Genomic DNA, 25616 nt, shown 5'->3' on the forward strand with positions numbered 1-25616 from the left:
ATAGCAACATTCTTTCATGAGCTTCTCCAGTGAAAAAGCCGACCGGTCATGGGTAGCACAGCGTCTGCCCTCGAAAGACGATCAGGCGGGGCTGTTGGTCCTTCCGGGGTTGCTGACCTACGGGATCTTCATGCTCTATCCCATCATGTACCTGATCTTCCTCTCCTTTACCAACGCCGGTGGGGCAGAGGACCTCATTCAGGGCACGTATGATTTCATTGCGCTCGATAACTACGGTCGACTTGTTCAGGACAGCCAGTTCTGGACGTCGATGGGCGTTACATGGCTGTTCGTCTTCGTCAGTGTCGTTCTCAAGATCTTCTTCAGCATAGCGCTCGCACTCGTGTTCACGCACGACCGCGTCCGCGGCAAGCGGTACATGCGCGCGCTTGCGATCATCCCGCTTGGCCTGCCGCCGGTCTTTACGATCACCGTCTGGCGACAGTTGTTCAGTCCGGCACGCTTCGGGATCGTCAACGAGGTGTACATCAACATTGCTGGCTTCCTCGGACAGAATCCCGAGCCGATCGGCTGGTTCTTCAACCGCTGGATGGCCTTCTTCTCGTACGTCGTCACGGAGCTGTGGCTGGCGTACGCGTTCATGCTGATCATCATCGTCAGTGCACTGCAGGACGTCTCCAGTGAGCTGCACGATGCGGCGAAAGTCGATGGGGCAGGCTATCTGCATCGGTTCGTCCACGTGACGCTTCCTGCGATCAAACGGCCGGTCTGGTTCGCGTCGATCCTGACTGGAGCGGCATCGTTCCAGCAGTTCCTCGTGCCGTTCATCTTCAACATGGGCGGTCCGCGGCGGCAAAACGAGTTCATCCTGCTGTACGGGTTCCGTGAGGCGTTCCAGTCGCCGCCGCGGATGGGGCTCGGTGCTGCAATCATGGTGATCGCTCTGATCTTCATCGGGATGTTCATGTGGATCAACGTCAAGAAAGGCCGACTCGCGGAGGGACTATCTGACCAATGAGTATGAGTAAAAACATCCTTGGTGAGATCAAGGATGACATCGTCCACGGCGCAAAGGCACCGATCCGCGCGGGTCGTGAGGTAGTCGGAACGGTCAGAGCGCTCCGCGATGGCCGGGCGTCCTACCGAGACGTCGGACTGACAGCCGGCGCAACGCTCGGTGCGATCGCGATCCTGCTGATCATCCTGTTCCCACTCTACTACATGATCAACGTGGCGCTGGCCGCGGGGACGGGTGCGGCAAGCCTGTACGAGGAGGGCTTTTTCGCCTCCCCGACGGAGTACAACCTGGCCGCGTTCGAGTGGCTCTGGTACGAGTCGGGCTTTTTCTTCCGGCCCAATCCTCAGGACCCGACCGTGAGTATGTGGGAGGCGTTCACCTCGTCGTTCCTGGCCAACAGCCTGCAACTGGTCATCCCGACGGTTGTGTTCAGCTTCGTGCTAATCGTCCCGGCCGCGTACGCCTTCTCACGGCGTGAGTTCTACGGTCGAAAGCCGACGCTGTATGGCTACGTCCTGCTCACGCAGGTCGGTGGTGGGATCTCGATCGCAGCACTGATCGCGATTTACGTCGTTTTCAACCAGCTTGGGATCCTGAACAGCTTTCTGGCGGTCGCGATTCTGTACGCAGCGGGTGCGATCCCGTTCAATACGTGGCTGCTAAAGACGTTCATGGACAACATCCCCGAATCCTACGAGGAAGCGGCGATCATGGACGGCGCGTCGCGATGGCGCGTGATGTGGGAAATCGTCCTCCCGCTCTCGAAGCCAGGCCTCGCCGTCGTGCTGATTTTCGTCTTCCTCGCGGGCTGGAACGAGTTCATTCTGGCACAGATTCTACTGAGCGCGGACAAACATCCGCTCTCGGTGGGGCTCTATCGGCTGATCGACGAGTTCGGTACGCCGTGGGGGCAGTTCTCGGCGTACGCACTGGTGTATGCGCTGCCGGTGGCGCTGATCTACTTCTTCAGCCAGCGCTACGTCGAAAGCGGGCTGTCCTTCGGCGGCATGGAAGGATAGCGCTTCCATCGGTCCATCCATCCATACGATTCACTTTTGATTCGGCTTCGGTCGTCGATGCTGTACAGTGCTCCCGGACCCAAAAGGCACTTTTAACGTGGGCAACAAAGGTTCGTACTAATGGCGCACAGTCCCTCTCTTCCGGATCGCCCCCGGCTCGACCTGGATCCCGATATGTCCGACACCGAGCGCCTCGAGGCGTTACGGGAGCATTTCGCAGAAATACTGAACGTACACGACGAGCTAACCGAACAGCTCGACTCCGCCGACGAACGTCGCAAGGAGCTCCGCACCGAAGCTGATCGTCTCGAACGAGAGAACGAGGCACTCAAAACGTCGTCGCTGTACATCGCGACGGTCGAAGAGCTTTCCGAAGGTGAAGCGATCGTCAAACAACACGGGAACAACCAGGAGGTTCTTACCGAGATCCCACCGAATATGCAGGAAGAACTCACCGCGGGCGACCGCGTTGCGGTCAACGACTCCTTTGGCATTCAGACGATCCTCGACGGCGAGACGGACGCGCGCGCACAGGCGATGGAGGTCGACGAGTCACCGGATGTCACCTACGGCGACATCGGTGGCATCGACGAGCAGATCCGGGAGGTTCGCGAGGCTGTCGAGGAGCCGCTGATCAATCCGGAGAAGTTCCGTGAAGCGGGTATCGACCCGCCGAGTGGCGTCCTGCTGTACGGCCCACCCGGGACAGGAAAGACGATGCTGGCCAAGGCCGTGGCGAACGAGACCGACGCGACCTTCATCAAGATGGCCGGCTCCGAGCTCGTCCGGAAGTTCATCGGTGAGGGCTCCCGGCTGGTCCGCGATCTCTTCGAGCTGGCAACCGAGCGCGAACCCGCTATCATCTTTATCGACGAGATCGACGCCATCGCGGCCAAACGCACCGACTCGAAAACGTCGGGTGACGCCGAGGTCCAGCGCACGATGATGCAACTCCTCTCGGAGATGGACGGGTTCGAGGCCCGTGGCGAGGTTCGAATCATCGCGGCGACGAACCGCTTCGATATGCTTGACCGCGCAATCTTGCGCCCCGGCCGGTTCGACCGACTCATCGAGGTACCAGAACCCGACTTCGACGGCCGCGAACAGATCCTCCGGATCCACACCCGTGGGATGAATCTGGCCGATGACGTCGACTTCACGGAGCTCGCGGATGAAACCGAGGGCAAAAGCGGTGCAGAGATGGCCAGCGTTGCGACCGAAGCGGGGATGTTTGCGATCCGCGAGGAACGCACGGAGGTTCGGATGAGCGACTTCGAGGCGGCCATAGAGAAGCTAGAAGAGGACAGCGCGGGCGAGCCGATCACGTCGCCGGGCTACGTCGATTACGCGTACTAACCCTGGTGTCCTCGCCAACAATCACGGCGGTTTCGGACTGATCTGGCCACTACGTCTCCTCCATACCTCTCCTGTGTGAACCGAACGTGAGTATCGTACAACTACGGTTATACGAGTTTGTGGGCGAGTATGACACACCGAATGTCCACCGGACCAGAACCACTCGACGTGTCGGTCTACGTCCGACCGGCACAGCTCGTCGAGCCGATCGACTCGAAGATCGAAACCGTTCGTCAGCTCGAGTCCGACGAGATGATCCAAAGCGCCTCCGTCCACGCATGGCCCGACAAAATCGTGCTCTCCGAGCGGACGCCGTACACTGGAGTCATCGATGCGTTTCGGGAGATGGAAGCGTGGGCTGATGACCACGACGTGAGTATCCAACCCCCCTTCGACGTACGTACCACGACATCGTCGTTCACCGGGGAACGGCGAACGATTCTCCGGACGCCGGTTATCTGTCTCACGGTGTACGCTGGGGGGCAACTGTCCAACGTCTTTCCACACTCCCGTGGCGAGGAGCGCTACAGCGTTACCGACGCGATAGCGGCTCTGAGAACCGACAGCATGGATATGTTCTCGCTGGAACCGACGCAACCGGGACAGCTGCCGGACCGATGTCGTGCGTGTGACGAATTGTTGACCAACGTGCAGGGAATCGGTGTCTGTCCGGAATGTGACCGGATCGAACACGGGCTGGGTGCTCGTCGGAAAGGACTCCGGCGTCAGCCACCACCGTGAGGTAGCTCAAACGACTATTTGAGCCAACCGCGGTTTTACACGGCCATACGGTCTTTTTCCTGTATGAACAGACGAACGCTCCTTGCCGGGGTCGCTGGTGGCCTCGCGATTACGGCAGGGTGTGTCGAAGACCCGGATCCCGGTCGCAATGGTGCCGATGGAAACGCGAGTGGGAACGGCGTTGATGTCGCCGACGCTCCGATTGCTGGCGAACTCGTCGACTGGGATCTGCGCCTCGACATCGACGCGGCGGAGTTTGAGGACTCACCACAGGTCGAATTCGATCACGACACCGTCTCGGTCACCGGGCGGATCACGTATGGCTCCAGCACGTGCAAGACCGTCGAGGCAACGACAGTCGACTATGACGCGGATGCAGCACGCCTTGATGTCGTCTGTGAGGACGTGGAAACGGAAGACGACTCGCCCGACGACGAGCCACGGATCTGTACGGACGATATCGCGAGCACGGCCTACGAGCTGACCGCCGACTTCGACGATGGGATTCCCGAGACGGTCCGGGCCGTCGAGGACACGCTCGACGAACGCCGCGAAGCGACGTTCGACCGCGACGGTGTCACGGACAGGTCGTCCGAGGATACCGACGATGCGGACCACGGCATCGATCCGTTGCCCGAGGGAATCGCCGACGTGACGCTCGATCTCGACCGCGGCAATTTCGACGATGCCGAGGAACCGCCGACCGTGGACATCCGTCCGTACGATGTCACGATCGAGGGGGCCATCGGCGTCGGCTCCAGTAGCTGCAAGACGACCGAGGTAACCGAACTGGAATTCGACCAGCAGGAAGACGAACTCGACGTAACCGTCGCCGATGTCGAGGTCGATCTCGATGGCGAGTACGAGTGTACCGCCGACGAGTCGGTTGACGCGTACGTCCTGCGGGTCGAATTCGAGGAGAGTGCACCCTCGTCAGTTTCGGTGACCGAGGACGGCAAACACGGGACCCGATCGGTCGGCGTCGCCGAGGACAGCGCGAGTGAGGGTGACGTGGACGAAGACGACGAGGACGAGTCGGGATCGTAACGCCTTATCGGTCCGATCCCCTTCCTTCGGTATGAACACGATTCGGATCGTCTGGGGCATCGGTGACGGCCCCACGGAGATGGCGTCGTACGACGCCGCGCTGGCTGACGCTGGCGTTCACAATTATAACCTCGTCACCGTCTCCTCGATGATCCCGGCTGACGCCGAGATTGAAGTTGCTGGTACCGCGCCCGATCTGGGGCCAGCGGGCAACAAGCTAACAGTGGTTCAGGGACGGGCAACCGCGACCGACGGAGCGTCGATCAGCGCCGGACTCGGCTGGGTGCGCAGCGAAGCGGGTCCCGGACTGTTCTATGAGGCAGCGGGCCGGGTTCCATCGGAGACGACGAGTCAGCGCGTCCTCGATGGGATCGAAGCGGGCCAGCAATTACGCGACTGGACGTTCGGCGAGCCCGGAACCCGCATCGTCGAAGCAGAGGCCGCGCGCGACGAGTACACGACGGTGCTTGTTTTGGCGACGTACGGGCACAGCGAGTCGATGCTCGGATAACATGCGTGACGGTCCGAGCTCCAGAGCGAGACGACAGCTAGATGTCGGTCGAATAATTCAGTTTTCATAGATGTCGATTCGTCTCCAGGCTCGACGGACCCGACTGACGGCCATACTCGTGGGACTCGTACTCGTGCTGATCGCGTTCGTCGACGTCGTCGCGGCCTCGAACGTCGTCGCCGGACTGGAGGGCGAACGCGGCGAGGTCGCAGTGCCGACGTGGTTGTTCCTGATAACTGGAGGGGCGGTAATCGCCGCCTCCGCGATGCTGTCGATGTTGATGACCGATCGGCAGTTCATCCGGGCCTACCACGACTGGTCGAGACGTCCGTCGATCCCTCGTGGCGACACGCTGCTTGCCCTCGTCGGCACAGTGGGCGCGCTCCTCTCCGGCCTCGCGCTCGTGCTCGTCGTCTACACCGGCTTTACCGGTCCCCAGCTCGGGAGTGCGAGCTTCGCAGTCCTCTTCGTGTTCGTCGGGGTCCGATCGGCGCTAACGATTATCGCCTATCTCTTCGGCAATCCCTGGCCCACTATCAACCCGTGGCGGCGGGTTGTTGAGCTGGTGCCAAACGGCTTCGCCGAGTACCCCAACGTGGGGCGCTGGCCCGCAGTCGTCGCCCTGCTGGCCCTGATCTGGATCGAGATCGTCGCGCCGGTCTCCGAAGCGCCGGCCGTGCTGGCGTGGGGCGTCGTCGGCTATACGATCTACACGATCGCCGGTGCCGTCCTCTTTTCGCCCGATGACTGGTTTCGGCAGGCCGACCCGATCTCGCTGTGGTTCCGGTTTTATGGCGCAGTCGGGCCGTTCCAGCGCGGCGACGCGGGCTGGGAACTGCGTTCGCCCGGCGCGCGCCTCGGTGAGACTGATCTCGTCACCGACCTCTCCGGTGTCGCATTCGTCGTCTTGCTCGTCTGGGAGCTCACCTACAGCGGATTTATCGTCACCGCACCCGGCGTGACGACGGTCGAAACCCTCGTCCGTGTCGGCCTGCCGCCGGTCTTTGCCTATCTGTTCTTGCTCATCAGTGGGTACGCACTCTTCCTCGCCGCATACTGGCTTGCCTCTCGGCGGGCACGTCGACGCTCGGGGACGTATCTGTCAGTCCGATATCTCGCCCTTCGGTTCGCCCCGCCATTGCTCGGCATCGCGGCGGGCTACCATCTCGCACACTACTTCAATTTCTTCGTCGCGCTCAGTCCGTCGCTGTGGACGGCAATGGTGAGCCCTCTGTCCCCGCCGCCGCCAGCAGCGTTCACACAGGTCGTCCTCCCCGGCTGGGCCGACCTGCTCGAAATCGGGTTCGTCCTCGCGGGCCACGTCCTCGCCATCTGGGTCGCCCACGCGACGTCCTTCGAGCTGTTCCCCGGCCGGCTTCAGGCCATTCGCAGCCAGTTCCCCTTCATTGCCGTGATGGTGCTCTACACCATGGCATCGCTGTGGCTGCTCTCGCTGCCGACGACAGAAGCGGTGTATGTGCAGGCCTAGCGGTCCGCGAGCGGGTCCCAGTCCAGATAAGAAAACTTATCCAAGCCCCACGCAGAGACACGGGCATATATGAGACAGTTCGATGTACCGGAGCCCGATTACGACCGGTACACGAACCGCCAGCTTGCGGCTGTTCCGCTGGCCGTACTGGCGGTTGCGCTTGCGGTTATTATTGGCTGGTTCATCTTCACCGGTGCGCCGGCGACGCTCGGGATCGACTTCGCGGGTGGTACGGAGCTCACCGTCGAGACGAGCGATGACCCGGATACGATCGAGACAGCGTTCGCAGAAGACGTCGAGAACATCCGATCGACACAGCATGACAACCAGTGGATCCTCGAGTTCCGATCGGACGACGCCGAGGCGATCGAGCAACAGGCTGACGAGAACTTATCGCCAGTTGAGGGGAGCGACAGCGTCGTACAGGAGGCAAGTACGTTCTCCGCTAGTTTCGGTAGCGACAACCAGCGGACGGCGCTGTACGGCTTGACGGCCGCGTTCCTCGGGATGGCCGTTCTTGCCTTTGCACTCTTCCGAACGTTCATTCCAAGTATTGCGATCGTGGTCTCTGCCTTTTCGGACATCATGATTCCGCTGGCGGCGATGAACCTGCTTGGAATCCCGTTATCGCTGGCGACTGTTGCCGGATTGTTGATGTTGATTGGATACAGTGTTGACTCCGATATACTGCTCAACAATCATATCTTACGCCGAAGCGGGGACTTCTACGAGAGCACGTATCGGGCAATGCAGACTGGCGTCACGATGACCGTAACGTCGATGTCCGCGATGGCCGTCCTCACAGTTGTCGCGTATCTGTTCGGGATCGGTATTCTCTGGCAGATCGGTTTCGTGCTCGTGATCGGACTGATGGCTGACTTGATGAACACCTATCTGCTCAACCTGAGCCTGCTCCGCTGGTACAAGTTCGAGGGGGTCAAACGATGAGCGTGCGTGATTTCGTCCGTAACAACTGGCGGATCCTGATCCTCGTTGCGCTGATCGCACTGTCGTGTTTCTTCCTGTTCGTTCCAGGGGCGAGCTTCGGCGATACCCTTGGTGAACGTGAGGAGGGTGACACGACTGCGGAATGGTCGAATCTTCAGTACGGGATAGAACTCTCCGGCGGCGCGCGCGTCCGTGCGCCGGTCATCGGGACGACAGCCGAAGGAATCGACGTCGACACGGAGGACGAGTCGATCACTGAGCTGAACAGCGAGATCGAGAGCGCAATCTACGAGGAACTCGTTGCCAACGACGACGAGCTCGAGCTCAGCGAACGCGACGTGCAGGCGAATGTCGAGGGTGAGACTGATAACGAACGCACTGTCGAGGTGTTCCACGAGAACGTCACTGAGGATGACCTCGAAGTCGCGGTTGAGAATACGGGCTATGCCGGGCCGAACACGGAGGTCAGGAGTGGTGTTACCGAAGAAACTCGGCAGTCGATGATCGATATCCTCAACGAACGGATGGGTGAATCCGGCTTCGAGGGTGGCACTGTCCGACAGGATTCCGCTGGGGGCCAGCACTACATCGTCGTCCAGTCGCCCGGCACGACGACCGCCGACCTGCGCGAGCTGATCCGTGACCAGAACCTCGTCGAGGTCGTACTCCATACTCCCGCCGAAAACGAGGACGAGTACACCGAGGAAGTGGTCCTCAGCCGTGACGATATCGATTCGGTCTCACAGGTCCAGCGCGAGGACGACGAGTATCGAGTGCCAGTCGTGGTAACGGACCAGGCCGCAGAGGAGTACCAGACCACACTGGTCGATAGTGGCATCACGACAGAGGGCGTCGGTGCCTGTGGCTGGAGCGAGGCAGGAGAACCGCCGTACGGCTACTGTCAGCTGATCCAGCTGGACGGCGAGACGATCAGCGGACTGAGCATGACACAGGGCCTCGCGGATCAACTCAACGAGGGCACGTGGCAGAACAACCCGACGTTCGTCGCCACCTCCCCCGACCAGCAAAGCGCCGAGGACATTCGTGTCAGCCTGCAGGCAGGGAGCCTGCCGACGACGCTGAACCTCGATGACGGGACGAGCCAGACCATCTCCTCGGAGCGAGCGGACCAGTTCATCAGTAACGCCTTGCTAGCTGGCGGGCTTGCAGTACTCACCGTCGTTCTGATGGTGTTCCTGCGATACGGTGATCCACGCGTCGCCGCGCCGATGTCGCTGACCGCGCTCTCGGAGGTGTTGATCCTGCTTGGATTCGCGGCCGCGATCAAGTTACCGCTGGATCTGTCTCACGTCGCCGGGTTCATCGCCGTCGTCGGGACGGGTGTTGACGACCTGATCATCATCGCCGACGAGGTGATGTCCGAAGGCGACGTCTCCTCACAGCGGGTCTTCGACAGCCGATTCCGGAAGGCGTTCTGGATCATCGGTGCAGCCGCAGCAACGACTATCATCGCGATGAGTCCGCTCGCATTCCTCTCGCTCGGAGACCTGCGCGGCTTCGCGATCATCACGATCATTGGGGTGCTGATCGGGGTGTTCATCACCCGTCCGGCCTACGGGAGCATCCTGCGAAAGATCAAGACGGACAAGTAGCCGTCGATCAGCTTCCGTTTGCGTTTTCTCACTGTCTTCCCGTTTCATAGCCTGCTCTCTGTTCGCGCTTCACACACCTATTACACTCTACTCTACTAGTTGTTCAAGGATCAGTCCTAAATACTACAAACTCATTGAATTCTACTGGGTTGAAGTGGTTGAATGGCCATGCTATCTGGAAACAACAAAACGTTCGATCGGTATCTGGGGGAACGTGATGGACCAACCTTCCTTTCGACGATGGACGGTCTCAACGCGGCACGTGAGGAGATCGTCGAGTTCATCCGCCGAACCGTCGTCGACGCCAACGCCGAAGGGGTCGTGGTGGCGATGAGCGGCGGGATCGACTCGACGTTGACCGCTGCGCTCGCCGCCGAAGCGCTCGGCAGTGACCGCGTACTGGGCCTGAGCCTGCCTGCCAGCAAGACCGACAGCGTCCACGCACAGGAAGCCCGGACGATCGCCGACGGTTTCGGGATCGACTTTCAGGAGATACAGCTCAAACCGCTTCTCGAAACGTTCGAGACTGTCGTCGGAGCAGCGCTGGGCGACGACGCCGATCGGGTGGCAACCGGCAATGTACTTGCGCGCCTCCGGATGCTCTGTGCGTACTACGCAGCCAACACCCGATCGCTACTCGTCCTCGGGACATCGAACCGATCGGAGCTACTGCTTGGATATTACACCAAGTATGGCGACGGCGCAGCCGATCTGTTCCCACTCGGGGACCTGTACAAGACTGAGGTCCGAGCACTTGCTCCCCACGCCGGGGTACCACGACGGATCATCAGCAAACCGCCGACCGGCGGTCTCTGGTCGGGACAGACCGACGAAGCCGAACTCGGCGCGGGCTATCGGACGCTCGATCGCTTGCTCCGACTCCTCGTTGATCGTGAGTACGATATCGAGGCGGCCGCCGAGCGCGTCGACGTTCCGGTCGAGACTGCAGACGACGTCGCGACGATGTATCTCGACGGGGCGCACAAACGGACCCTGCCGCCGATGCCGGGCATCGGTGAACGCAACGACGATCGGTCGAGACAACCGTTCTATCGGTAGTTCAGAACCCGTCGAGTCCGGTCTGTTCCGCTGCCGCCAGCACGTCCGTACACGTCCCCCAGCTTTCACGCGCACACTCCGGAAGCTCGCCGTGTTCGGCGACGTAGTCTTCGAGGAACTCGCGAGTCGCTGGATCGCTCGGGTAACCGCTCCCGACCGCGCCGTAGCGTTCCGCCAGGGCGTCGACATGGCGATCCCGTGTGACCTTGGCGACGATGCTCGCCGCTGCGACGATCCGATACTCGTCGTCCGCGCCGTGTTCGGCCGTGATCTCGATGGTGGCCGGGACGGCATCGGCGACCCGCCGGGCAAACCGTGACTCGGAGGTATCACAGGCGTCGACGACGCCCTCGTCGCCCGCCGACACGACCTGCCCGATCGCCGCTGCCTGTGCTTCGACAGTCAGCGTGTTCATGTCAGTCTCCGGATCGTCGATCCGGCCAGTCGGGATTTCCGCGACCGCGGTTCGGATCCGGTCGTCCTCGCACAACTGTTCGTATAGCTCGGCCCGGCGCGCTCGGGTGAGTTGCTTCGAGTCGGCGACGCCATCGGGGAGGTCGTCCAGATCCGCGACCGCGACGGCACCGGCGAACATCGAACCCAGCGCCGGTCCCCGACCGGCCTCGTCTGCACCGAACGTCGTCATCGCTTCGACGCTCTCGGCCGGTGGGCAAATCGGTTTCGTTCGGGGCCGACGGATCTGGTAACAGTTATCCGACTGGGTTCGTTAGGGGACAGCAAATGGCCAAAGACGTCAAGCCCACTCGGAAGAACCTGATGGCGATCGAGGATCGCATCGAGCTCTCCGAACGGGGCCACGACACGCTCGAAAAGAAGCGTGACGGCCTCATCATGGAGTTCATGGACATCCTCGATCAGGCACAGGACGTCCGGGCGGATATGGAAGCGAACTACGACCATGCCCAGCGGACGATCAACATGGCCCGGGCGATGGAAGGCGACGTGGCCGTCCGTGGCGCTGCCGCTGCGCTCCACGAACACCCCGAGATCACCACGGAGTCGAAAAACATCATGGGCGTCGTGGTTCCTCAGATCGAGTCCACCCGGGTACGAAAGACGCTCGACCAGCGTGGCTACGGCGTGCTTGGCACCTCCTCACGCATCGACGAGGTCGCCGAGGCCTACGAGGAACTGCTGGAGTCGATCATCCTCGCGGCCGAGGTCGAGACCGCGATGAAGAAGATGCTAAACGAGATCGAGACGACGAAACGCCGCGTCAACGCCCTGGAGTTCAAACTGCTTCCGGACCTGTACGACAACCAGGAGTACATCGAGCAGAAACTCGAAGAGCAAGAGCGCGAGGAGATCTTCCGTATGAAGAAAATCAAGGAGAAAAAAGAAGAGGCCGAGAAAGAGGAGAAGGCCGAAGCCGAGGCCGCCGCGCTCGAAGAACCGCAAGCGAGCGATTAGCGATGCGCTGTCCGGACTGCGGCGGCGAGACGGTTGTCGCCACGGTACCGGAGCGACTGCGTGAGCACGTCCCCGAGACCGCCGATCGGGTCGCGATCTGTTCTACCTGTCTCTCGATTTCGCCCATCAACGAGTCTCCCTCCGACTCGATCGACGTGTCCGCTCTCAGTGATGCAATGCCTGCCAACAGCGAGGCTACGGTCGGCGTCGTCGTGCTCGTCCATCTGCTGGAGTCGCTGGCGCACAACCGCGCCGCGATCGAGGGCGTCGTTGGCTGGCTCGAACGCCGCGGAGTCGACGTGTTTCTCGTACTCGACCGTCTCGGGGCCGATCCGGCTCTGGAGCCGGACGTCGACCTCGAACGGCGACTCCCGCAGGTCGAGCAGTTCGTCGGCTAGTTCTGTTCCCCGGCAGAGTCCACCGTCGAGCGCTGGCGTCGTAGCTCCGCAGGGAGTCGGTCGTACACGTGATCGAATACCTCACTGGAATCCGGGTCGGCCATCGCGTCGACGTGCTCGACGGCGGCGGCGATCCCAGCGTCGGCGTCCTCACGGATTTCCGCGATAGTCTCGTCGTCAAGTAGCCCCTGCTCCCGGAGGTATGTCTCGTAGCGCTCGATGGGGTCGGCGGTGCGCCACTCCGGGAGGTCCAGATCGTCCTCGCGGTATCGTGAGGGATCGTCGCTGGTCGTGTGCGCGCCGAGCCGGTAGGTTAGACTCTCGATCAGCACGGGGCCGGACTCGCGGGCGGTCGCCAGCGCGTCCGCGACGCATTCGGCGACCGCAATAGGGTCCATTCCGTCGACCCGTTTCCCCTCGAAGCCGTAGGCGCTTGCCTTCCCTGCGATCGTCTCACTGGCCGTCTGGCGCTCGCGCGGAAGGGAGATGGCCCAGCCGTTGTTCTCACAGCAGAAGACGACAGGACCGTCGAACACCCCGGCGAAGTTCATCGCCTCGTGGAAATCGCCCTCGCTGGTCGCGCCGTCGCCAAATAGTGTGAGTATCGCCGTCTCGTCGCCACGATGTCGTGCTGCCATCCCGAGCCCCGCAGCGTGGGGGAGCTGGGTAGCGATCGGGACGGCCTGCGGGAAGACCGGAAGATCGTGGCCCGACTGGAACTCGGCATAGCCCTTCCGGAAGGCAAAGAGATCGCTCATCGGGACGCCACGGGCGATCTGGGCGGCGTTCGAGCGGTAGGTCGGGACCAGCCAGTCGGTCGCCGCCATTGCGTGTGCGACGCCGACCTGCGTCGCTTCCTGTCCGCGGAAGGGTGGGTAGCCGCTCATCCAGCCACGCCGCTGAAGGGCGAGTGCCCGGTCGTCGAACGTCCGGGCGCGCACCATCTCGCGGTAGAGATCGATGGCTCCGGCCTCGGTCACCGCCGTCTCCGCGACATCACGCTCGGCGATCGCCCGGTGCATACTCCACACTCACGCGCTCGTGGCAAAACGGTTGTCCTGCCGCTGTCGCTCGTCGCTTTCCGACAGGACAAAGGCCGAGCGGCGACTAGCTACAGTATGGTTGCAGTGAGCACGGTGATCGGATACGGCATCCTGTTTGTCGTCCACACGGCGATGGCGGCGATCGTCACGCGCTTTTTCCGGATTCGGTTGACGACCAACTGGGGTGCAGCGCTATATGCGGCGATCCTGATCCCGATGTTGCTGGTCGCCTCGACGATGCTGCTCAGTGGTCCGTTCGGCATCGGGACCGCCGCAGCCGATCGGACGACGGCGCTGATCGTCGTGATCGGGATTCCGCTCACGCTCGGTATCACGATCGATTTACTCTGGATGCCCCATCCCGACGAGGTCGAGTTGCCGGATACGACGGGATGAACATCGCTGGAACTGCCTATCACAACGCTTTTACTCGATCCCACGGTATCTGTGGATACAAATGGCAGGTGGCTGCTTTACAGGCCGGGCGCTCGCCCGTACCTAACTACAACTCTCGCCTGCCGATTCTCTCGCTGGTCACCCCCGACCAGCCGGAGGTGTACCAATGTCTCAGGATGTAGATTCAGCGGACGACATATCGGTAGTACTGCCCGACGGCTCCGAGCTCAGCGTCGAGCGCGGCGCGACCGTCGAGGACGTCGCCTACGAGATCGGCCCCGGCCTCGGTCGCGACACGGTCGCCGGTCGCATCGACGGCGAACTCGTCTCGAAGGACGAGCCGATCACGGAAAGCGGCGCGAACATCGAGATCGTCACCGAGGACTCCGACGAGGCGATCCGCGTGATGCGCCATTCGGCCTCGCACTGTCTCGCACAGGCCGTCGAGCGGCTGTACGACGACGTCCAGCTAGCCATCGGGCCGCCGACCGACGAGGGGTTCTATTATGACTTCGACGATATCGACCTCGACGAGGAGGATCTCGCGGAGATCAACGCCGAAATAGAAGACATCATCGAGGCCGACTACGAGATCGAGCGCGAGGAAGTGTCGATCGAGGAGGCCCGCGAACGGCTGGCCGATCAGCGCTACAAACTCGAACTGCTGGAGGAGTTCGCCGAGGATGGCGAGACGGTCACCTTCTACAAACAGGGCGAGTGGGAGGATCTCTGTGCTGGCCCACACGTCGAATCGACGGGCGAGATCGGTGCGGTCGATCTGCTGGAGATCGCCGCAGCCTACTGGCGTGGCGACGAGGACAACCCGATGCAGACCCGCGTCTACGGGACGGCCTTCGAGAGCGAGTCGGATCTGGAAGCGTTCCACGAGCGCCGGCGTGAAGCCGAGCGCCGCGACCATCGCAAGATCGGCGCGGAGATGGACCTGTTCTCGATTCAGGACGTCACCGGCCCCGGGCTGCCGCTCTATCACCCACCGGGCAAGACGATCCTGCGGGAGCTCGAATCGTACGTCGCCGATCTGAACCTCGATGCAGGCTACGAGTACGTCGAGACGCCCCACCTGTTCAAAACCGACCTCTGGGAGAAAAGCGGCCACTACGAGAACTATCAGGACGATATGTTCGTCTTCGATGTCGGCGAGGACGAGTACGGTCTCAAGCCGATGAACTGTCCGGGCCACGCCACGATCTTCGACGATAGCTCGTGGTCCTACAGGGACATGCCGATCAAGTACGCCGAGAACGGCAAGGTCTATCGCAAGGAACAGAGCGGCGAACTCTCGGGACTCTCGCGGGTCTGGGCGTTTACCATCGACGACGGCCACCTGTTCGTCCGCCCCGAGGACATCCGCCAGGAGGTCGAGCAGATCATGGACCTGATCGACGACGTGCTCACGACCTTCGATCTGGAGTACGAGGTCGCGCTCGCGACCCGTCCCGAGAAGAGCGTCGGGAGCGACGAGATCTGGGAGCGCGCCGAGTCACAGCTCGAAAGCGTCCTCGAAAGCCGGTCGATGGAGTACGAGGTCGAGGAGGGCGACGGGGCGTTCTACGGCCCGAAGATCGACTTCGCGTTCGAGGACGCCATCGGCCGCCGCTGGGACGGCCCGACGGTCCAGCTCGATTTCAACATGCCCGAGCGCTTCGACCTGTCCTACGTCGGCGAGGACAACGAGGACCACAAGCCGGTGATGATCCACCGCGCGCTGTACGGTAGCTACGAGCGCTTCTTCATGGTCCTCATCGAGCACTTCGCGGGCAACTTCCCGCTCTGGCTCGCCCCCGAGCAGGTCCGCGTCCTGCCGATCAGCGACGCGAACCTCGGCTACGCCCACCGCGTCAAAAACGAGTTCGACGAGTTCCGCGTCGAGGTCGACGATCGCGACTCGACCATCGAGCGCAAGATCCGCGCGGCCCACGACGACCGCGTTCCCTACATGATCATCGTCGGCGACAACGAGCAGGAGGACGGCAACATCTCCGTTCGGGACCGCTTCGAAGAGCAGGAGTACGACGTCGAAATCGACACGTTCCGCGATCACCTGCGGAGCGAGCGCGACGAGAAGCGGACCGAGCCGGACTTCCTCGCCGATTAGGCCGAATATCCGGCCCGGATCGAGTCGTCTCCGGTCCCAGTGCGTGGCCGATACCGAGGCGAGGCTGGAAGGACTGGTACAGCCAACGGAAAACTACTATACATTCGTAGTGAGAGAACTGCAGTATCCGTGGACACAGTCCTGTTTCTTGGCGCGTGGCTGTTCGCCGCGACACAACTGGACACCCTCGTCGTCATCAGTGCGTTCTGTGCGGACAACGATTATCGGATTCGTGAGGTCTTCCTCGGGCATTACGTGGGCTTTTCTATCGGTCTCACTGGTGCTGTTCTCGGGGCACTCATCGCTGGTGAGATCCTGTCCAACTGGACGTTTCTCCTCGGCGTCGTTCCGCTCAGTATCGGACTCTGGGGACTTATCAGCCGCCCGCCAGAAACGGTCGTCGAAGAATCGGCGGTCGTTCCGAACACGACGGGACGTATCGGTGTGGTCGCCATGACGGGAATCGGCATGAGCGGCGATAATATGGCCGTATTCGTTCCGTTCTTTGCGGATCTCTCACCGGAGGCATTGGTTCTCATCATCGGGGCGTATCTGATCGGCGCTGGAATCGTGTTTCTCGTTGCACTGCTCGTTGTCTATCACGTCGCGATTGACGGGATCTCCGACCGGCTTGACCGCTGGCTGGTTCCCGCCGTTCTGGTCGCTGTGGGTTGCTACGTCATCTTGGCCGGTCTGATCGCCGCTTGACGGCGGCACGCCAATAGACCACGTTCGTGGGGTAGATGCCACCGTTAGGGATCGTAACCACCATACTTGTGGAACCGTGCATATGTTGTATGAATAGAGCAGAGAAGGCGGCCCTCCAGTTGCGAGCTGTCTCCGTTCTCCGGATGCTCAAGGAGACGCGCACGTACGACGAGCTAGCCGAGCTTACCGGGCTGCCTGCGGGCGATCTCAATCGCTACGTTAACGGACACGTTTTGCCGAGTGACGATCGCGCCCGCGACGTTGTTACCGGAATCGGCCGCGACGCGCTCGCAGAGGAACTCACAGCCCGCGTACAGACCGACGACGAGGGATACGTCGACAACTCCACGATCGTCTTCGACCAGTCGTTTCTGGATCTCGTGGCACCTGTCGCCGCCGAGGCCTTCGAGTTCGACCGCCCCGATGTCGTCCTCACTGCTGCGACCGACGGCATCACCCTCGCCGCCGCCATCGCCAGCTACTACGACGGACGGGCAGCCTATGCGAAAAAGTCCAAAGAGACCGCAGTCGAGGAGTTCATCGAGTCCCGCCAGCGCCTCCAGTCGGGGATCGAACTGACCTACTACCTCCCAGCCGCAGCCATCAATGATGGCGATACCGTGCTTGTCGTCGATGATCTGATCCGGTCGGGCGAGACCCAAGAACTACTGCTCGATATCGCCCAGCGCGCTGGCGCGGAGATCGGCGGCGTCTTCACCCTGATCGCGGTCGGCGACGACGGCATCGAGCGCGCCCGCGAGCGGACGGACGCGCCGGTGAGCGCGCTTATCGAGTTCTGAGCGCGCGGTTCACTCCACGGTTACGCTTTTCGCGAGATTTCGGGGTTTGTCGATCGGTCGCCCCATATCCCGCGCGATCCAGTACGCGAGCAACTGGAGCTGAACGTTCGCAAGCAGGGCAGCGATCTCGGGGGTCGTTTCGGGGACTGTGAGGACGTGCTGGGCGTACTGCTCGACATCCGCTTTCCCGTCCGTGACGGCAACGACCGGCGCGCCACGGGCCTGGACCTCTTTGACGTTCCCGACCGTTTTCCTGGCTCGCTCGTCGTATCCGGTGACCATCGCAATGATGGGCGTCTCGGGGGTAACGAGCGCGAGCGGGCCGTGTTTGAGTTCGCCAGCGGCAAAGCCCTCGGCGTGTTCGTAGGAGATCTCCTTGAGCTTGAGTGCGCCTTCGAGCGCGACCGGATGCTGTGGACCGCGGCCGATGAAAAAGTACGCCGCGGAGTCGGCCAGTTCGGCGGCAACCTCGCGGGCGCTATCGTCGTCGAGAATCGACTGGACCTGCTCCGGTATCGCACGAAGAGCAGCAATGTGACCGGGGTCGACGTCACCTCCCCCGAGCCACAGCGCGAGCAGGTGGAGTGCGGTCTGCTGGCTTGCGAACGTTTTGGTCGCGGCAACACCGATCTCTGGGCCAGCTCTAACGAACAGGGCGTGATCACACTCACGGGCTGCGGAGCTACCGATCGTGTTCGTCACGGCGAGCGTCTCCGCACCCGCTGCCTGGGCAGTTCGGAGCGCTCCCAACGTATCAGCAGTTTCGCCGCTCTGGGTGACGCCGACGACGAGGGGTCTCTCGCCCGCGAGACAGGTTTCGTCGTACTCGTTCGCGAGGAACGTCTGAGCAGGGATTCCCTGGGCACGAAGCAGCTGCGCACCGTACAGGGCTGCATGATAGCTTGTGCCGCAGGCGACGAGATGGGTACTATCGACTCCTGACCGGTCCAGATCGAGATCCAGCGAGACTCGCCCCTCGATCTCGTCAACACGGCCGCGCAGGCATTTTCTGAGCGCTCGTGGCTGTTCTTGAATCTCCTTGAGCATGTAATGCTCATACCCGCTTTTACCGGCGTCTTCGGGGTCCCAGTCGATCGTCGAGATGGATTTCTCTATCTCGGTCCCTTCGATGTCGGTGACGCTCACTCCTGTCGGTGTGACGCGGACGAACTCGCCGTCTTCGAGGTAGGTGACGCGGTCGGTGTACTCGATAAACGCTGGCACGTCGCTGGCGAGGTAGTAGCCGTCGTTACCCAGCCCCACAACCAGCGGCGAGTCCTGCCGGGTCGCGAGGAGTTCATTCTCGTCGGCGAAGGTTGCGACGACTGCGTAACTCCCTTCGAGTCGATCGATCGCACCCCTGAATGCGGTTTCACGATCACAGCCACGATCGAGCCCGTCCTCGATAAGATGGGGGATTACTTCGGTATCCGTCTCGCTCTCGAAGACGTGCCCGCGTTCCTGGAGTTCGGCCTTGAGCGTATCGTAGTTCTCGATGATACCGTTGTGGACGACAGCAATGTTGCCAGTGCAGTCCGTGTGCGGATGTGCGTTCGTGTCCGACGGCGGCCCGTGCGTGCTCCAGCGTGTGTGTCCGATGCCAACAGCCACGTCGTCCGGTGCCTCGGTGGCGAGCGCGGCAGTTAGCGCTTCGACCTTCCCTTCACGCTTGACGACAGTGAGATCGTCGTCTGCGAGCGCCACGCCCGCCGAATCGTAGCCACGGTATTCGAGACTCGAAAGGCCGGTATCGAGGACATCCAGTGCGGCAGGGTTGCCCGAACGGTCGACGTAGCCGACGATCCCACACATTATCTGACCACCTCCTGTCCGGGATCGATGGTCCCCTTCAGACTCACGCCTGTCTCTGTGAACACGTCTGGTCCAACGAGCGTCCCGGGGGCAACGCTACCGCCACCGCTCAGTCGAGCACGATCGGCGATCACTGCGCCGAGTGGCTCATCCTCAAAGACACGCGTGCCGACATGGACGTCACCGGGGCCGCCAGCAATCGTCGTTCCGGCACCGATCTGTGCTCCCTGTCCGACCACCGAGTCGAGCAGTGTCACGTTTGGGCCAACCCGTGCATCGGCATCGATTATACTGTTGTCGACGACTGCGTTGGCCTCAACCGTCGCATTCTCGCCGAGACACACGTTCGGACCGAGCACTGCACCGGGTCCAACGACGGCGTCTTCGTCTATTGCGACGGGGGATCGAATCGTCGCACTCTCGTGAACAGTGGCGCTCTCGGGGATCTCCTTGTCAGTTTCCGTAAGCACGCCGTGGTCGAACAGCTCGCTGGCGACCGTAAGGAGGTCCCAGGGATAGTTCGCATCGACCCAGAGGCCGTCAGTCTCGACGGCTCGGAGCTTCTGGTTGCGCTCCAGCATGGTCCGTATCGCACCGGGAATTGTCACAGTCCCGTCGTCGCTGGATGCTGGCGCAAGCGCTTCGAACACATCAGGTTCGAAGGCGTACACTCCGGCGTTCAGCCCGTACCCGGGTGGGACGTCAGGCCCGATAGCGATATCGGTGACAACACCGTCGTCGATACCGACGCCGTCGTACTCCTGTGCCCGGCTATCCTCGAGCACTGCGAGTGTCGCTGGCGAGTCCTCTGCAGTGTGTGTCTCGACAACAGCGCTGATGAGCGAGGACTCCACGATCTGGTCCCCGTACACGACCACAAACGAATCGTCGATAACATCTCTGGCTTGCAAAAGCGCATGGCCGCTGCCGAGCTGTGTGTCCTGCTGGACGTATTCGATCGGCACGTCGCGGTACGTCGAGCCAACGTTGTCTTGCACCCGCGTGTTCTCGTACCCGACGACGAGATGTATCTCTTCGATCCCCGCGTCGACCAGCGTGTCGAGAACGTGGTTGATAATCGGGCGATTGCCGGCGGGCAACAGCGGTTTCGGTCGTCGATATGTCAGTGGGCGCAACCGCTCGCCTTCACCAGCAGCGAGAACGATGGCTGGCAGAGTAGTCATGTTGTGTAGTCAATATTTTTTGGCTACTTAATTATGCTGGAATCCGCAGTTGCTACGATTTGGGGAGGTGTTCAGGATCTTGTTTTTGACCAGAAAGTACAAGCGGGCCGTCGCTCTATCTTTCAGCAAGTAAGCATGAGTGGGTGGTTGCGAAAGCAGTGGCGCAGGCTGTACGAGCGCCTGTTACGCAGGGAAATCGACGACGTTCCTACTCACGTCGCTGTTATTCAGGACGGTAATCGACGGTACGCCAGACGGCAGGGTGAGACGAAATCAAACGGCCACAGGAAGGGCGCACAAACAACCGAACAGCTACTCGAATGGTGCCAGGAACTCGGCATTCAGGAACTGACCGTCTACGCGTTCTCGACGGAGAACTTCGAGCGCCCGCCCGACGAGCGTGAGGCCTTATTTGATCTCATCGAGGACAAACTCCGCGAGTTCGCTGACGCCGACCGCGTCCACGAGAACGAGGTCTGTATTCGTGCACTCGGTGATATCGAACGCCTGCCGGACCGCGTACAGGAGGTCGTCGACTACGCCGAGGAGCGTACACGCGAGTATGAGTCGTTCGTTCTGAACATCGCACTCGCGTACGGCGGTCGATCGGAACTGCTCTCTGCGACACGGCGGATCCTTCAGCAGGTAGACGAAGGAACGCTTTCCCCCGACGATCTGGATGTCGAGACCGTCGAGAGCCAGCTCTATGATCGCCCGGTTCGCGCCGTCGACCTCATCATCCGGACTGGCGGCGACGAACGGACGAGTAACTTCCTCCCGTGGTATGCCAACGGCAACGAGGCTGCGGTCTACTTTTGTACGCCGTACTGGCCGGAGTTCTCGAAGCCGGAGTTCCTCCGCAGTATCCGTACGTACCAGCACCGCGAGAAAGCATGGCAGCGCACGCGACTCAGCCGCGCGCTGACACTCGTCAAAGGCCTCGGAGACACACGGGCCGAGGAGGCACGACGGATCCTCGATGGGTCGGACGACGTTCCAGACGTGGACGGAATCGGACCCGCGCTTCCTGTCGAGGACGACGCGGAATCAGCGTGAGAGCAGCGCGCCGAGTTGCTCGCGTGAAAATAGTGACGTGGGGCGGTCCATGTGGACGCCGATCTCGCCCGAGAGCGTGCGCAAACCCGCTCGTTGGATCGGTTCCGGGAGGCTGTACGCGCGCCGAAGTAGATGCCCCAGTTGAATCTCGCGAGACAGGTCCTCGCGCCACGCGTGTTCGTACGCCTGCAGGGTCGGCGGCCAGTCCGGATCGATCGTTCGCGCTGCATGATCGGCGGCAGTCATGCTGTAGAGGATTCCCCCGCCGGTGAACGGTTTGGTCTGGGCGGCGGCGTCGCCGATAAGAAAGCCCCGTCGCGTCGTGACGCGCTCGGGTGGGCCGATCGGGATCGCTCCCGAGCAGGTTCGATCGAGGTCGACGCCGTAGTCGCTTCGGAGTTGCTCGAACAGCTGCTGGACGCCATCGCCGGGTGGAGCTGCCAGTCCGTACTCGACGCCGGCGTCGCCCCGCGGGATTCGCCACGCGAAAAAGCGCGGTGCGGTGAGATGGACGTCGACGTAGTCGCCGGGATCGGGGGCTGGATCGAACCCCAACACGCCATGCAGGAGTTCGTCTGGCTCATCGAGACCGAGGGCATCCCGGACACGGGAACGGGGCCCATCACAGCCGGCCACCATCTTCCCTTCGACGGTAATCGTGTCTCTAGGTGTCGAGGCGGTCACTGTGGCCCGATCTTCGTGCTCTTCGATTTCCGTGACGGTGTGGTGATCGCGGACGTCAGCACCGGCATCGCGTGCGAGGTCGGCGAGGTGGCGATCCAGTCCGACCCGGTCGATAACGTTCGAGATCGTCTCGTCCCGGTAGAACGGTTCCGCGTGGTCGAGCTGGCGTCCAGCCTCGCGAGCGCGTTCGTCTGTGGATTTCGCGGTGCGTTGCGGTTCGTCGACGTGGAAGCGTGCGCCACGGATCTCGTTCTGGAGGAGTTCCTGGCGCGCGTCAGGGCCAGTAAAGTCCCAGATGTCGGTGCTAACGTGGCCCGAACAGGCCAGCGGCTCGCCGATCTCTCCTTTCTCGAAGACGAGTACGTCGTGGCCCTCTTCGGCGGCGCGCCGGGCAAAGCGTGCTCCGGGCGGACCACAGCCGACAACGACGAAGTCGTACATTCGTTAGTTGTCTGTCAGCGGCTGGAAATATATACTCCCTGCGTTGCGGCTGTCTCGTTCAAGCAATCTTCGCCAAGTCCACTCGCTGGGGCTCTCCCAACTCGACACACTGATAGATCGCGTCGATCATCGCAACTGACGTAATCGCTTCCTCACCGGTTCGGATCGGGGCGTCTCCGCCGCGCACGACACGGTTGAAATACACGAGTGGTCGATCGTGGGCTCCGATCTCTTCGTCCGGGGTGACGTCTATTTCCTCCTCGACTACATCGCCGCCCTCGTCGGTGGCCAGCGTTACTGTCGACGTACCGGCCTCGGTCCAGTCCCAGCGGATCGCACCTTCGGTTCCTTCGATTTCCGTGACATCCCGCTCCTCGCCGTGGGTTCCGGACGCCCGCTCGTAGGTTACCCGTACATCGTGCTCGTCGGTACGGTACACGAGCGTCGCACCGCCGTGTGTTTCGACATCGAACGGAATTTTTTCCGGATCCACGCCAGTCTCGGGCTGGGCAGTCCAGGCATCCATGACGTCGATGCGGTCAGGATCGATGAGATCGTCCAGCGCTGCGAACTCGTAGGGCCCCCAGTCCATGATGATGCCGCCGCCGCCTTTCGAGCTGTCGAGGAACCACTTCGACTCCGGCTGATACTCGATTCCAGGGCGGCCGCGCTGTCGACGCGTACTCCAGGTGACGTGGTACGGCTCGCCGATTGCCCCATCGTCGATCAGTCGCTTGACCCGCTCGGTGCCGGGCGTTCGATAGTGGCGACAATTGCAGGAGCCAAGAATTCGATCGGCCTCCGCTGCGGTTGCGAGCATCGATTTAGCTTCGTCGAGGGTTGGTGCCAGTGGTTTCTCACAGAGCACGTGTCGGCCGCTTTCGAGGGCCGCAATCGTCTCATCGTGGTGTGTGAATGGGGGCGCTGCGACGACGACGAAATCGTTCGGGTCGACCGGCTCGGCCAGCATCGACTCGCTGTCCTCGTAGAGACGGACATCGTCGACGGCCGCTGCGAACCGCTCGCGGGCCTCTGGAGTCGGGTCCGCTGCAGCGATCTCGATCTCGTCGGCGTTCGGTAGCAATCCGACGGAGTCGGCGTGATTGCGGGCGATTGCACCGGCTCCGATGAAATAGATCGTCGGTGACATACCGCTTACTTCTCGCGCTCGGAGAAAAAACGATACGGTGCATCCAGCGACAGCGATCTGCTACCGATGATCGCCGACGGGTCGGTACCATTGCCCCGTTCTCTTCGGTTGGATACCACATCGACCGCATGTCCCCTCGGTGATCAGCGGCTGGTGTTCCTTACCACGTCAGACCTTCATACGTGAGATCGTTGCTAGGCGCAACGATCCGTCGGCCGTCGATCACCACGGGTTCGGCCATCGTCTCGAACGCGTCTCCAAGTGTTGCGAACTCGTCCCAGTCGGTCACGACGAGTGCTCCCACAGCGCCGTCGAGCGCTTCTGCTGGTGAGTCCGCGTACTCGATATCCGGGAAGTGCTCGCGCATGTTCTCGGTCGCAACGGGATCGTAGCCGACGACCTCGGCACTGCGCTCCTGAAGTCCCTCGATGATCGGGATCGCCCGCGAGTTGCGTGTATCGTCGGTGCCGGGCTTGAACGCCAGGCCGAGGACGGCGACGCGTTCGCCTTCGACATCGACGTGCTCCTCGAGGAGATCGAGCATGCGCTCGGGCTGGTGGTCGTTGAGTTCGATTGCGGCATTGAGTACGGGTGGCGTGTAGCCCTGGTTTTCGGCGGTCGCGATGAGCGCCGCGACATCTTTCGGGAAGCAGCTTCCCCCATAGCCAACGCCGCTTCGGAGGAAGCGCTCACCGATACGGTCGTCCATCCCGATCGCGTCGGCGACCTCGTAGGCGTCAACGCCGAACTCCTTGCAGACGTTGCCGATGTCGTTGATCAGCGATATTTTCGTTGCGAGAAACGCGTTGTTGGCGTACTTGATCAGCATCGCCGTGTCGGGATCAGTCCGGACGACGTGTGCGTCGTGGTCGGCCAGCAGTGGCTCGTAGACGGCTTCGAGGCGTTCTGTTGCCCACTGTTCGTCCGCGCCGAGGACGATCTTCTCGGGGGAAAGAAAGTCCTCGACTGCGGTGCCCTCACGCAGGAACTCCGGATTCGTCGCGACGCTAATCCTGCCAGTAGTGTCTCCGGTCGCGTCGAGCACTGCTGTCCTGACCTCCGCGAGCGCGGGCGGCGTGATCGTGCTCTTGACGACGACGAGATGATCGTCGTCTGTCCCGTCCAGTACCTCGCCGGTCATCTCCGCGGCCGCGGCAAGCGGTGCGGCGTCGATACTCCCGTCCTCGCGCGAGGGCGTCTGGATCGCGAGGAAGGTAACCTCTGCCTCGGGAACTCGCTCGTAGCTCGTGGTCGCGCGGAGACGGTCGCCCGCGTGCTCGGCGATGAGGTCGTCGAGCCCCGGTTCGTGGATGGGTGCCCGGCCGTCGTTGAGCGCTGCGACGACCTCCTCGTCGATATCGATCGCCAGCACGTCATGACCCAGATCGGCGAGACAGGCGGCGAGCGTCGTCCCGACGTAGCCGCTCCCGATGACGTTGATTTGCATACTGTAGACGTGTCAGTCACAATAATAGTGTGTTGCGGTCTCTGCTCCGAGGTCATCAGGCACGGCACGACTCTTTCAGCCAGCAGTCGCCTCCACCGAGCGCATCGGGTTCGGAGTGTCGGTTCGTACACACCGCTCGCCGAGGGAGACCAATCTTTGTACCCGGATGATCAATGGGCTACATATGA

The 25616-nt window shown here is 61.9% G+C and carries 24 protein-coding genes; 17 read left to right on the top strand and 7 right to left on the bottom strand.

Going from position 1 to position 25616, the window contains the following annotated elements; translation table 11 throughout:
* Positions 1–16: 16 nt before the first annotated feature.
* The 10 genes from AArcS_RS02075 (at position 17) to AArcS_RS02120 (ending at position 10762) form a co-directional block, all read left to right on the top strand.
* Positions 17–979, top strand: a complete 963-nt coding sequence (locus AArcS_RS02075; RefSeq protein WP_238478767.1) for a carbohydrate ABC transporter permease — start codon at positions 17–19, stop codon at positions 977–979.
* On the top strand, positions 976–1998 hold the full coding sequence (locus AArcS_RS02080; RefSeq protein WP_375139627.1) for a sugar ABC transporter permease: 1023 nt from the start codon (positions 976–978) through the stop codon (positions 1996–1998). The genes AArcS_RS02075 and AArcS_RS02080 overlap by 4 nt, the downstream gene beginning before the upstream one ends.
* Positions 1999–2118: 120 nt before the next feature.
* A complete protein-coding gene (pan2, locus tag AArcS_RS02085; protein ID WP_238478769.1) occupies positions 2119–3354 on the top strand; it encodes a proteasome-activating nucleotidase Pan2 in 1236 nt (411 codons plus the stop codon).
* A 141-nt stretch (positions 3355–3495) separates the two neighbouring features.
* Complete coding sequence (locus AArcS_RS02090; protein WP_238478770.1) at positions 3496–4095, top strand: HTH domain-containing protein; 600 nt, start codon at positions 3496–3498, stop codon at positions 4093–4095.
* 63 nt (positions 4096–4158) lie between these two features.
* Positions 4159–5142 carry a hypothetical protein gene (locus tag AArcS_RS02095; RefSeq protein ID WP_238478771.1) on the top strand — a complete coding sequence of 328 codons (984 nt, stop codon included), beginning with the start codon at positions 4159–4161 and terminating at the stop codon, positions 5140–5142.
* Between the two features lie 31 nt (positions 5143–5173).
* Positions 5174–5653 carry a pyruvoyl-dependent arginine decarboxylase gene (locus AArcS_RS02100; RefSeq protein ID WP_238478772.1) on the top strand — a complete coding sequence of 160 codons (480 nt, stop codon included), beginning with the start codon at positions 5174–5176 and terminating at the stop codon, positions 5651–5653.
* 70 nt (positions 5654–5723) lie between these two features.
* Positions 5724–7142: a hypothetical protein gene (locus AArcS_RS02105; RefSeq protein ID WP_238478773.1), complete on the top strand. Its 1419-nt coding sequence runs from the start codon at positions 5724–5726 to the stop codon at positions 7140–7142.
* Between the two features lie 69 nt (positions 7143–7211).
* Entirely contained in the window at positions 7212–8090 is an 879-nt protein-coding gene (gene secF / locus AArcS_RS02110) for a protein translocase subunit SecF (protein WP_238478774.1), read from the top strand.
* Positions 8087–9703 (top strand): preprotein translocase subunit SecD family protein, encoded by a 1617-nt coding sequence (locus AArcS_RS02115; RefSeq protein WP_238478775.1) that lies wholly within the window; start codon positions 8087–8089, stop codon positions 9701–9703. Before secF ends, AArcS_RS02115 begins: the two co-directional genes overlap by 4 nt.
* Before the next feature lie 168 nt (positions 9704–9871).
* Positions 9872–10762, top strand: coding sequence for an NAD+ synthase (locus AArcS_RS02120; RefSeq protein WP_238478776.1), 891 nt, complete (start codon positions 9872–9874; stop codon positions 10760–10762).
* 1 nt (position 10763) lies between these two features.
* Here the strand turns inward: AArcS_RS02120 and rnhB are convergent, their stop codons facing one another.
* Positions 10764–11408 (bottom strand): ribonuclease HII, encoded by a 645-nt coding sequence (gene rnhB / locus AArcS_RS02125; protein WP_238478777.1) that lies wholly within the window; start codon positions 11406–11408, stop codon positions 10764–10766.
* Positions 11409–11503: 95 nt separating this feature from the next.
* Between rnhB and AArcS_RS02130 the strand changes: the two genes are divergently transcribed.
* Together AArcS_RS02130 and AArcS_RS02135 are read left to right on the top strand one after the other, a co-directional pair.
* Complete coding sequence (locus AArcS_RS02130) at positions 11504–12193, top strand: V-type ATP synthase subunit D (protein ID WP_238478778.1); 690 nt, start codon at positions 11504–11506, stop codon at positions 12191–12193.
* Between the two features lie 2 nt (positions 12194–12195).
* A complete protein-coding gene (locus AArcS_RS02135) occupies positions 12196–12591 on the top strand; it encodes a DUF6276 family protein (protein WP_238478779.1) in 396 nt (131 codons plus the stop codon).
* Here the strand turns inward: AArcS_RS02135 and AArcS_RS02140 are convergent.
* A complete protein-coding gene (locus tag AArcS_RS02140; RefSeq protein WP_238478780.1) occupies positions 12588–13613 on the bottom strand; it encodes a thiamine pyrophosphate-dependent enzyme in 1026 nt (341 codons plus the stop codon). The two genes, AArcS_RS02135 and AArcS_RS02140, sit on opposite strands and share 4 nt — an antisense overlap.
* 96 nt (positions 13614–13709) lie before the next feature.
* On the opposite strand from AArcS_RS02140, the gene AArcS_RS02145 reads away from it, so the two are divergent.
* The 4 genes from AArcS_RS02145 (at position 13710) to AArcS_RS02160 (ending at position 17654) form a co-directional block, all read left to right on the top strand.
* Positions 13710–14030: a DUF7991 family protein gene (locus tag AArcS_RS02145; RefSeq protein ID WP_238478781.1), complete on the top strand. Its 321-nt coding sequence runs from the start codon at positions 13710–13712 to the stop codon at positions 14028–14030.
* Positions 14031–14196: 166 nt separating this feature from the next.
* Positions 14197–16146 carry a threonine--tRNA ligase gene (thrS, locus tag AArcS_RS02150; protein WP_238478782.1) on the top strand — a complete coding sequence of 650 codons (1950 nt, stop codon included), beginning with the start codon at positions 14197–14199 and terminating at the stop codon, positions 16144–16146.
* A gap of 129 nt (positions 16147–16275) precedes the next feature.
* Complete coding sequence (locus tag AArcS_RS02155; protein WP_238478783.1) at positions 16276–16854, top strand: cadmium resistance transporter; 579 nt, start codon at positions 16276–16278, stop codon at positions 16852–16854.
* 89 nt (positions 16855–16943) lie between these two features.
* Positions 16944–17654 (top strand): phosphoribosyltransferase family protein, encoded by a 711-nt coding sequence (locus AArcS_RS02160; RefSeq protein ID WP_238478784.1) that lies wholly within the window; start codon positions 16944–16946, stop codon positions 17652–17654.
* A gap of 9 nt (positions 17655–17663) precedes the next feature.
* Here AArcS_RS02160 and glmS read toward each other — a convergent pair whose 3' ends face one another.
* Both glmS and AArcS_RS02170 read right to left on the bottom strand, forming a co-directional pair.
* Positions 17664–19466: a glutamine--fructose-6-phosphate transaminase (isomerizing) gene (gene glmS / locus AArcS_RS02165; RefSeq protein ID WP_238478785.1), complete on the bottom strand. Its 1803-nt coding sequence runs from the start codon at positions 19464–19466 to the stop codon at positions 17664–17666.
* On the bottom strand, positions 19466–20650 hold the full coding sequence (locus AArcS_RS02170; RefSeq protein WP_238478786.1) for a sugar phosphate nucleotidyltransferase: 1185 nt from the start codon (positions 20648–20650) through the stop codon (positions 19466–19468). The genes glmS and AArcS_RS02170 overlap by 1 nt, the downstream gene beginning before the upstream one ends.
* 135 nt (positions 20651–20785) lie before the next feature.
* Here AArcS_RS02170 and uppS point away from each other — a divergent pair, with 135 nt between their 5' ends.
* A complete protein-coding gene (gene uppS / locus AArcS_RS02175) occupies positions 20786–21706 on the top strand; it encodes a polyprenyl diphosphate synthase (RefSeq protein WP_238478787.1) in 921 nt (306 codons plus the stop codon).
* Here uppS and AArcS_RS02180 read toward each other — a convergent pair.
* The 3 genes from AArcS_RS02180 to aglM all read right to left on the bottom strand — a co-directional run bounded on the left by AArcS_RS02180 (position 21698) and on the right by aglM (position 25428).
* The gene (locus AArcS_RS02180) at positions 21698–22831 is read right to left on the bottom strand and encodes a geranylgeranyl reductase family protein (RefSeq protein ID WP_238478788.1); all 1134 of its coding nucleotides are present in this window, start codon (positions 22829–22831) and stop codon (positions 21698–21700) included. The two genes, uppS and AArcS_RS02180, sit on opposite strands and share 9 nt — an antisense overlap.
* 58 nt (positions 22832–22889) lie before the next feature.
* Positions 22890–23981: a Gfo/Idh/MocA family protein gene (locus AArcS_RS02185; RefSeq protein WP_238478789.1), complete on the bottom strand. Its 1092-nt coding sequence runs from the start codon at positions 23979–23981 to the stop codon at positions 22890–22892.
* Between the two features lie 160 nt (positions 23982–24141).
* The gene (aglM, locus tag AArcS_RS02190; RefSeq protein WP_238478790.1) at positions 24142–25428 is read right to left on the bottom strand and encodes a UDP-glucose 6-dehydrogenase AglM; all 1287 of its coding nucleotides are present in this window, start codon (positions 25426–25428) and stop codon (positions 24142–24144) included.
* Between the last annotated feature and the right edge of the window lie 188 nt (positions 25429–25616).

Source organism: Natranaeroarchaeum sulfidigenes (assembly GCF_017094485.1).
GTDB classification, from domain to species: Archaea; Halobacteriota; Halobacteria; order Halobacteriales; family Natronoarchaeaceae; genus Natranaeroarchaeum; species Natranaeroarchaeum sulfidigenes.

Bases quoted from the DNA above. Each gene is read 5' to 3' on its own strand.
- AArcS_RS02075 (WP_238478767.1), top strand. From the start codon at position 17: ATGAGCTTCTCCAGTGAAAAAGCCGACCGGTCATGGGTAGCACAGCGT.
- AArcS_RS02080 (WP_375139627.1), top strand. From the start codon at position 976: ATGAGTATGAGTAAAAACATCCTTGGTGAGATCAAGGATGACATCGTC.
- pan2 (WP_238478769.1), top strand. From the start codon at position 2,119: ATGGCGCACAGTCCCTCTCTTCCGGATCGCCCCCGGCTCGACCTGGAT.
- AArcS_RS02090 (WP_238478770.1), top strand. From the start codon at position 3,496: ATGTCCACCGGACCAGAACCACTCGACGTGTCGGTCTACGTCCGACCG.
- AArcS_RS02095 (WP_238478771.1), top strand. From the start codon at position 4,159: ATGAACAGACGAACGCTCCTTGCCGGGGTCGCTGGTGGCCTCGCGATT.
- AArcS_RS02100 (WP_238478772.1), top strand. From the start codon at position 5,174: ATGAACACGATTCGGATCGTCTGGGGCATCGGTGACGGCCCCACGGAG.
- AArcS_RS02105 (WP_238478773.1), top strand. From the start codon at position 5,724: ATGTCGATTCGTCTCCAGGCTCGACGGACCCGACTGACGGCCATACTC.
- secF (WP_238478774.1), top strand. From the start codon at position 7,212: ATGAGACAGTTCGATGTACCGGAGCCCGATTACGACCGGTACACGAAC.
- AArcS_RS02115 (WP_238478775.1), top strand. From the start codon at position 8,087: ATGAGCGTGCGTGATTTCGTCCGTAACAACTGGCGGATCCTGATCCTC.
- AArcS_RS02120 (WP_238478776.1), top strand. From the start codon at position 9,872: ATGCTATCTGGAAACAACAAAACGTTCGATCGGTATCTGGGGGAACGT.
- rnhB (WP_238478777.1), bottom strand. From the start codon at position 11,408: ATGACGACGTTCGGTGCAGACGAGGCCGGTCGGGGACCGGCGCTGGGT.
- AArcS_RS02130 (WP_238478778.1), top strand. From the start codon at position 11,504: ATGGCCAAAGACGTCAAGCCCACTCGGAAGAACCTGATGGCGATCGAG.
- AArcS_RS02135 (WP_238478779.1), top strand. From the start codon at position 12,196: ATGCGCTGTCCGGACTGCGGCGGCGAGACGGTTGTCGCCACGGTACCG.
- AArcS_RS02140 (WP_238478780.1), bottom strand. From the start codon at position 13,613: ATGCACCGGGCGATCGCCGAGCGTGATGTCGCGGAGACGGCGGTGACC.
- AArcS_RS02145 (WP_238478781.1), top strand. From the start codon at position 13,710: ATGGTTGCAGTGAGCACGGTGATCGGATACGGCATCCTGTTTGTCGTC.
- thrS (WP_238478782.1), top strand. From the start codon at position 14,197: ATGTCTCAGGATGTAGATTCAGCGGACGACATATCGGTAGTACTGCCC.
- AArcS_RS02160 (WP_238478784.1), top strand. From the start codon at position 16,944: ATGAATAGAGCAGAGAAGGCGGCCCTCCAGTTGCGAGCTGTCTCCGTT.
- glmS (WP_238478785.1), bottom strand. From the start codon at position 19,466: ATGTGTGGGATCGTCGGCTACGTCGACCGTTCGGGCAACCCTGCCGCA.
- AArcS_RS02170 (WP_238478786.1), bottom strand. From the start codon at position 20,650: ATGACTACTCTGCCAGCCATCGTTCTCGCTGCTGGTGAAGGCGAGCGG.
- uppS (WP_238478787.1), top strand. From the start codon at position 20,786: ATGAGTGGGTGGTTGCGAAAGCAGTGGCGCAGGCTGTACGAGCGCCTG.
- AArcS_RS02180 (WP_238478788.1), bottom strand. From the start codon at position 22,831: ATGTACGACTTCGTCGTTGTCGGCTGTGGTCCGCCCGGAGCACGCTTT.
- AArcS_RS02185 (WP_238478789.1), bottom strand. From the start codon at position 23,981: ATGTCACCGACGATCTATTTCATCGGAGCCGGTGCAATCGCCCGCAAT.
- aglM (WP_238478790.1), bottom strand. From the start codon at position 25,428: ATGCAAATCAACGTCATCGGGAGCGGCTACGTCGGGACGACGCTCGCC.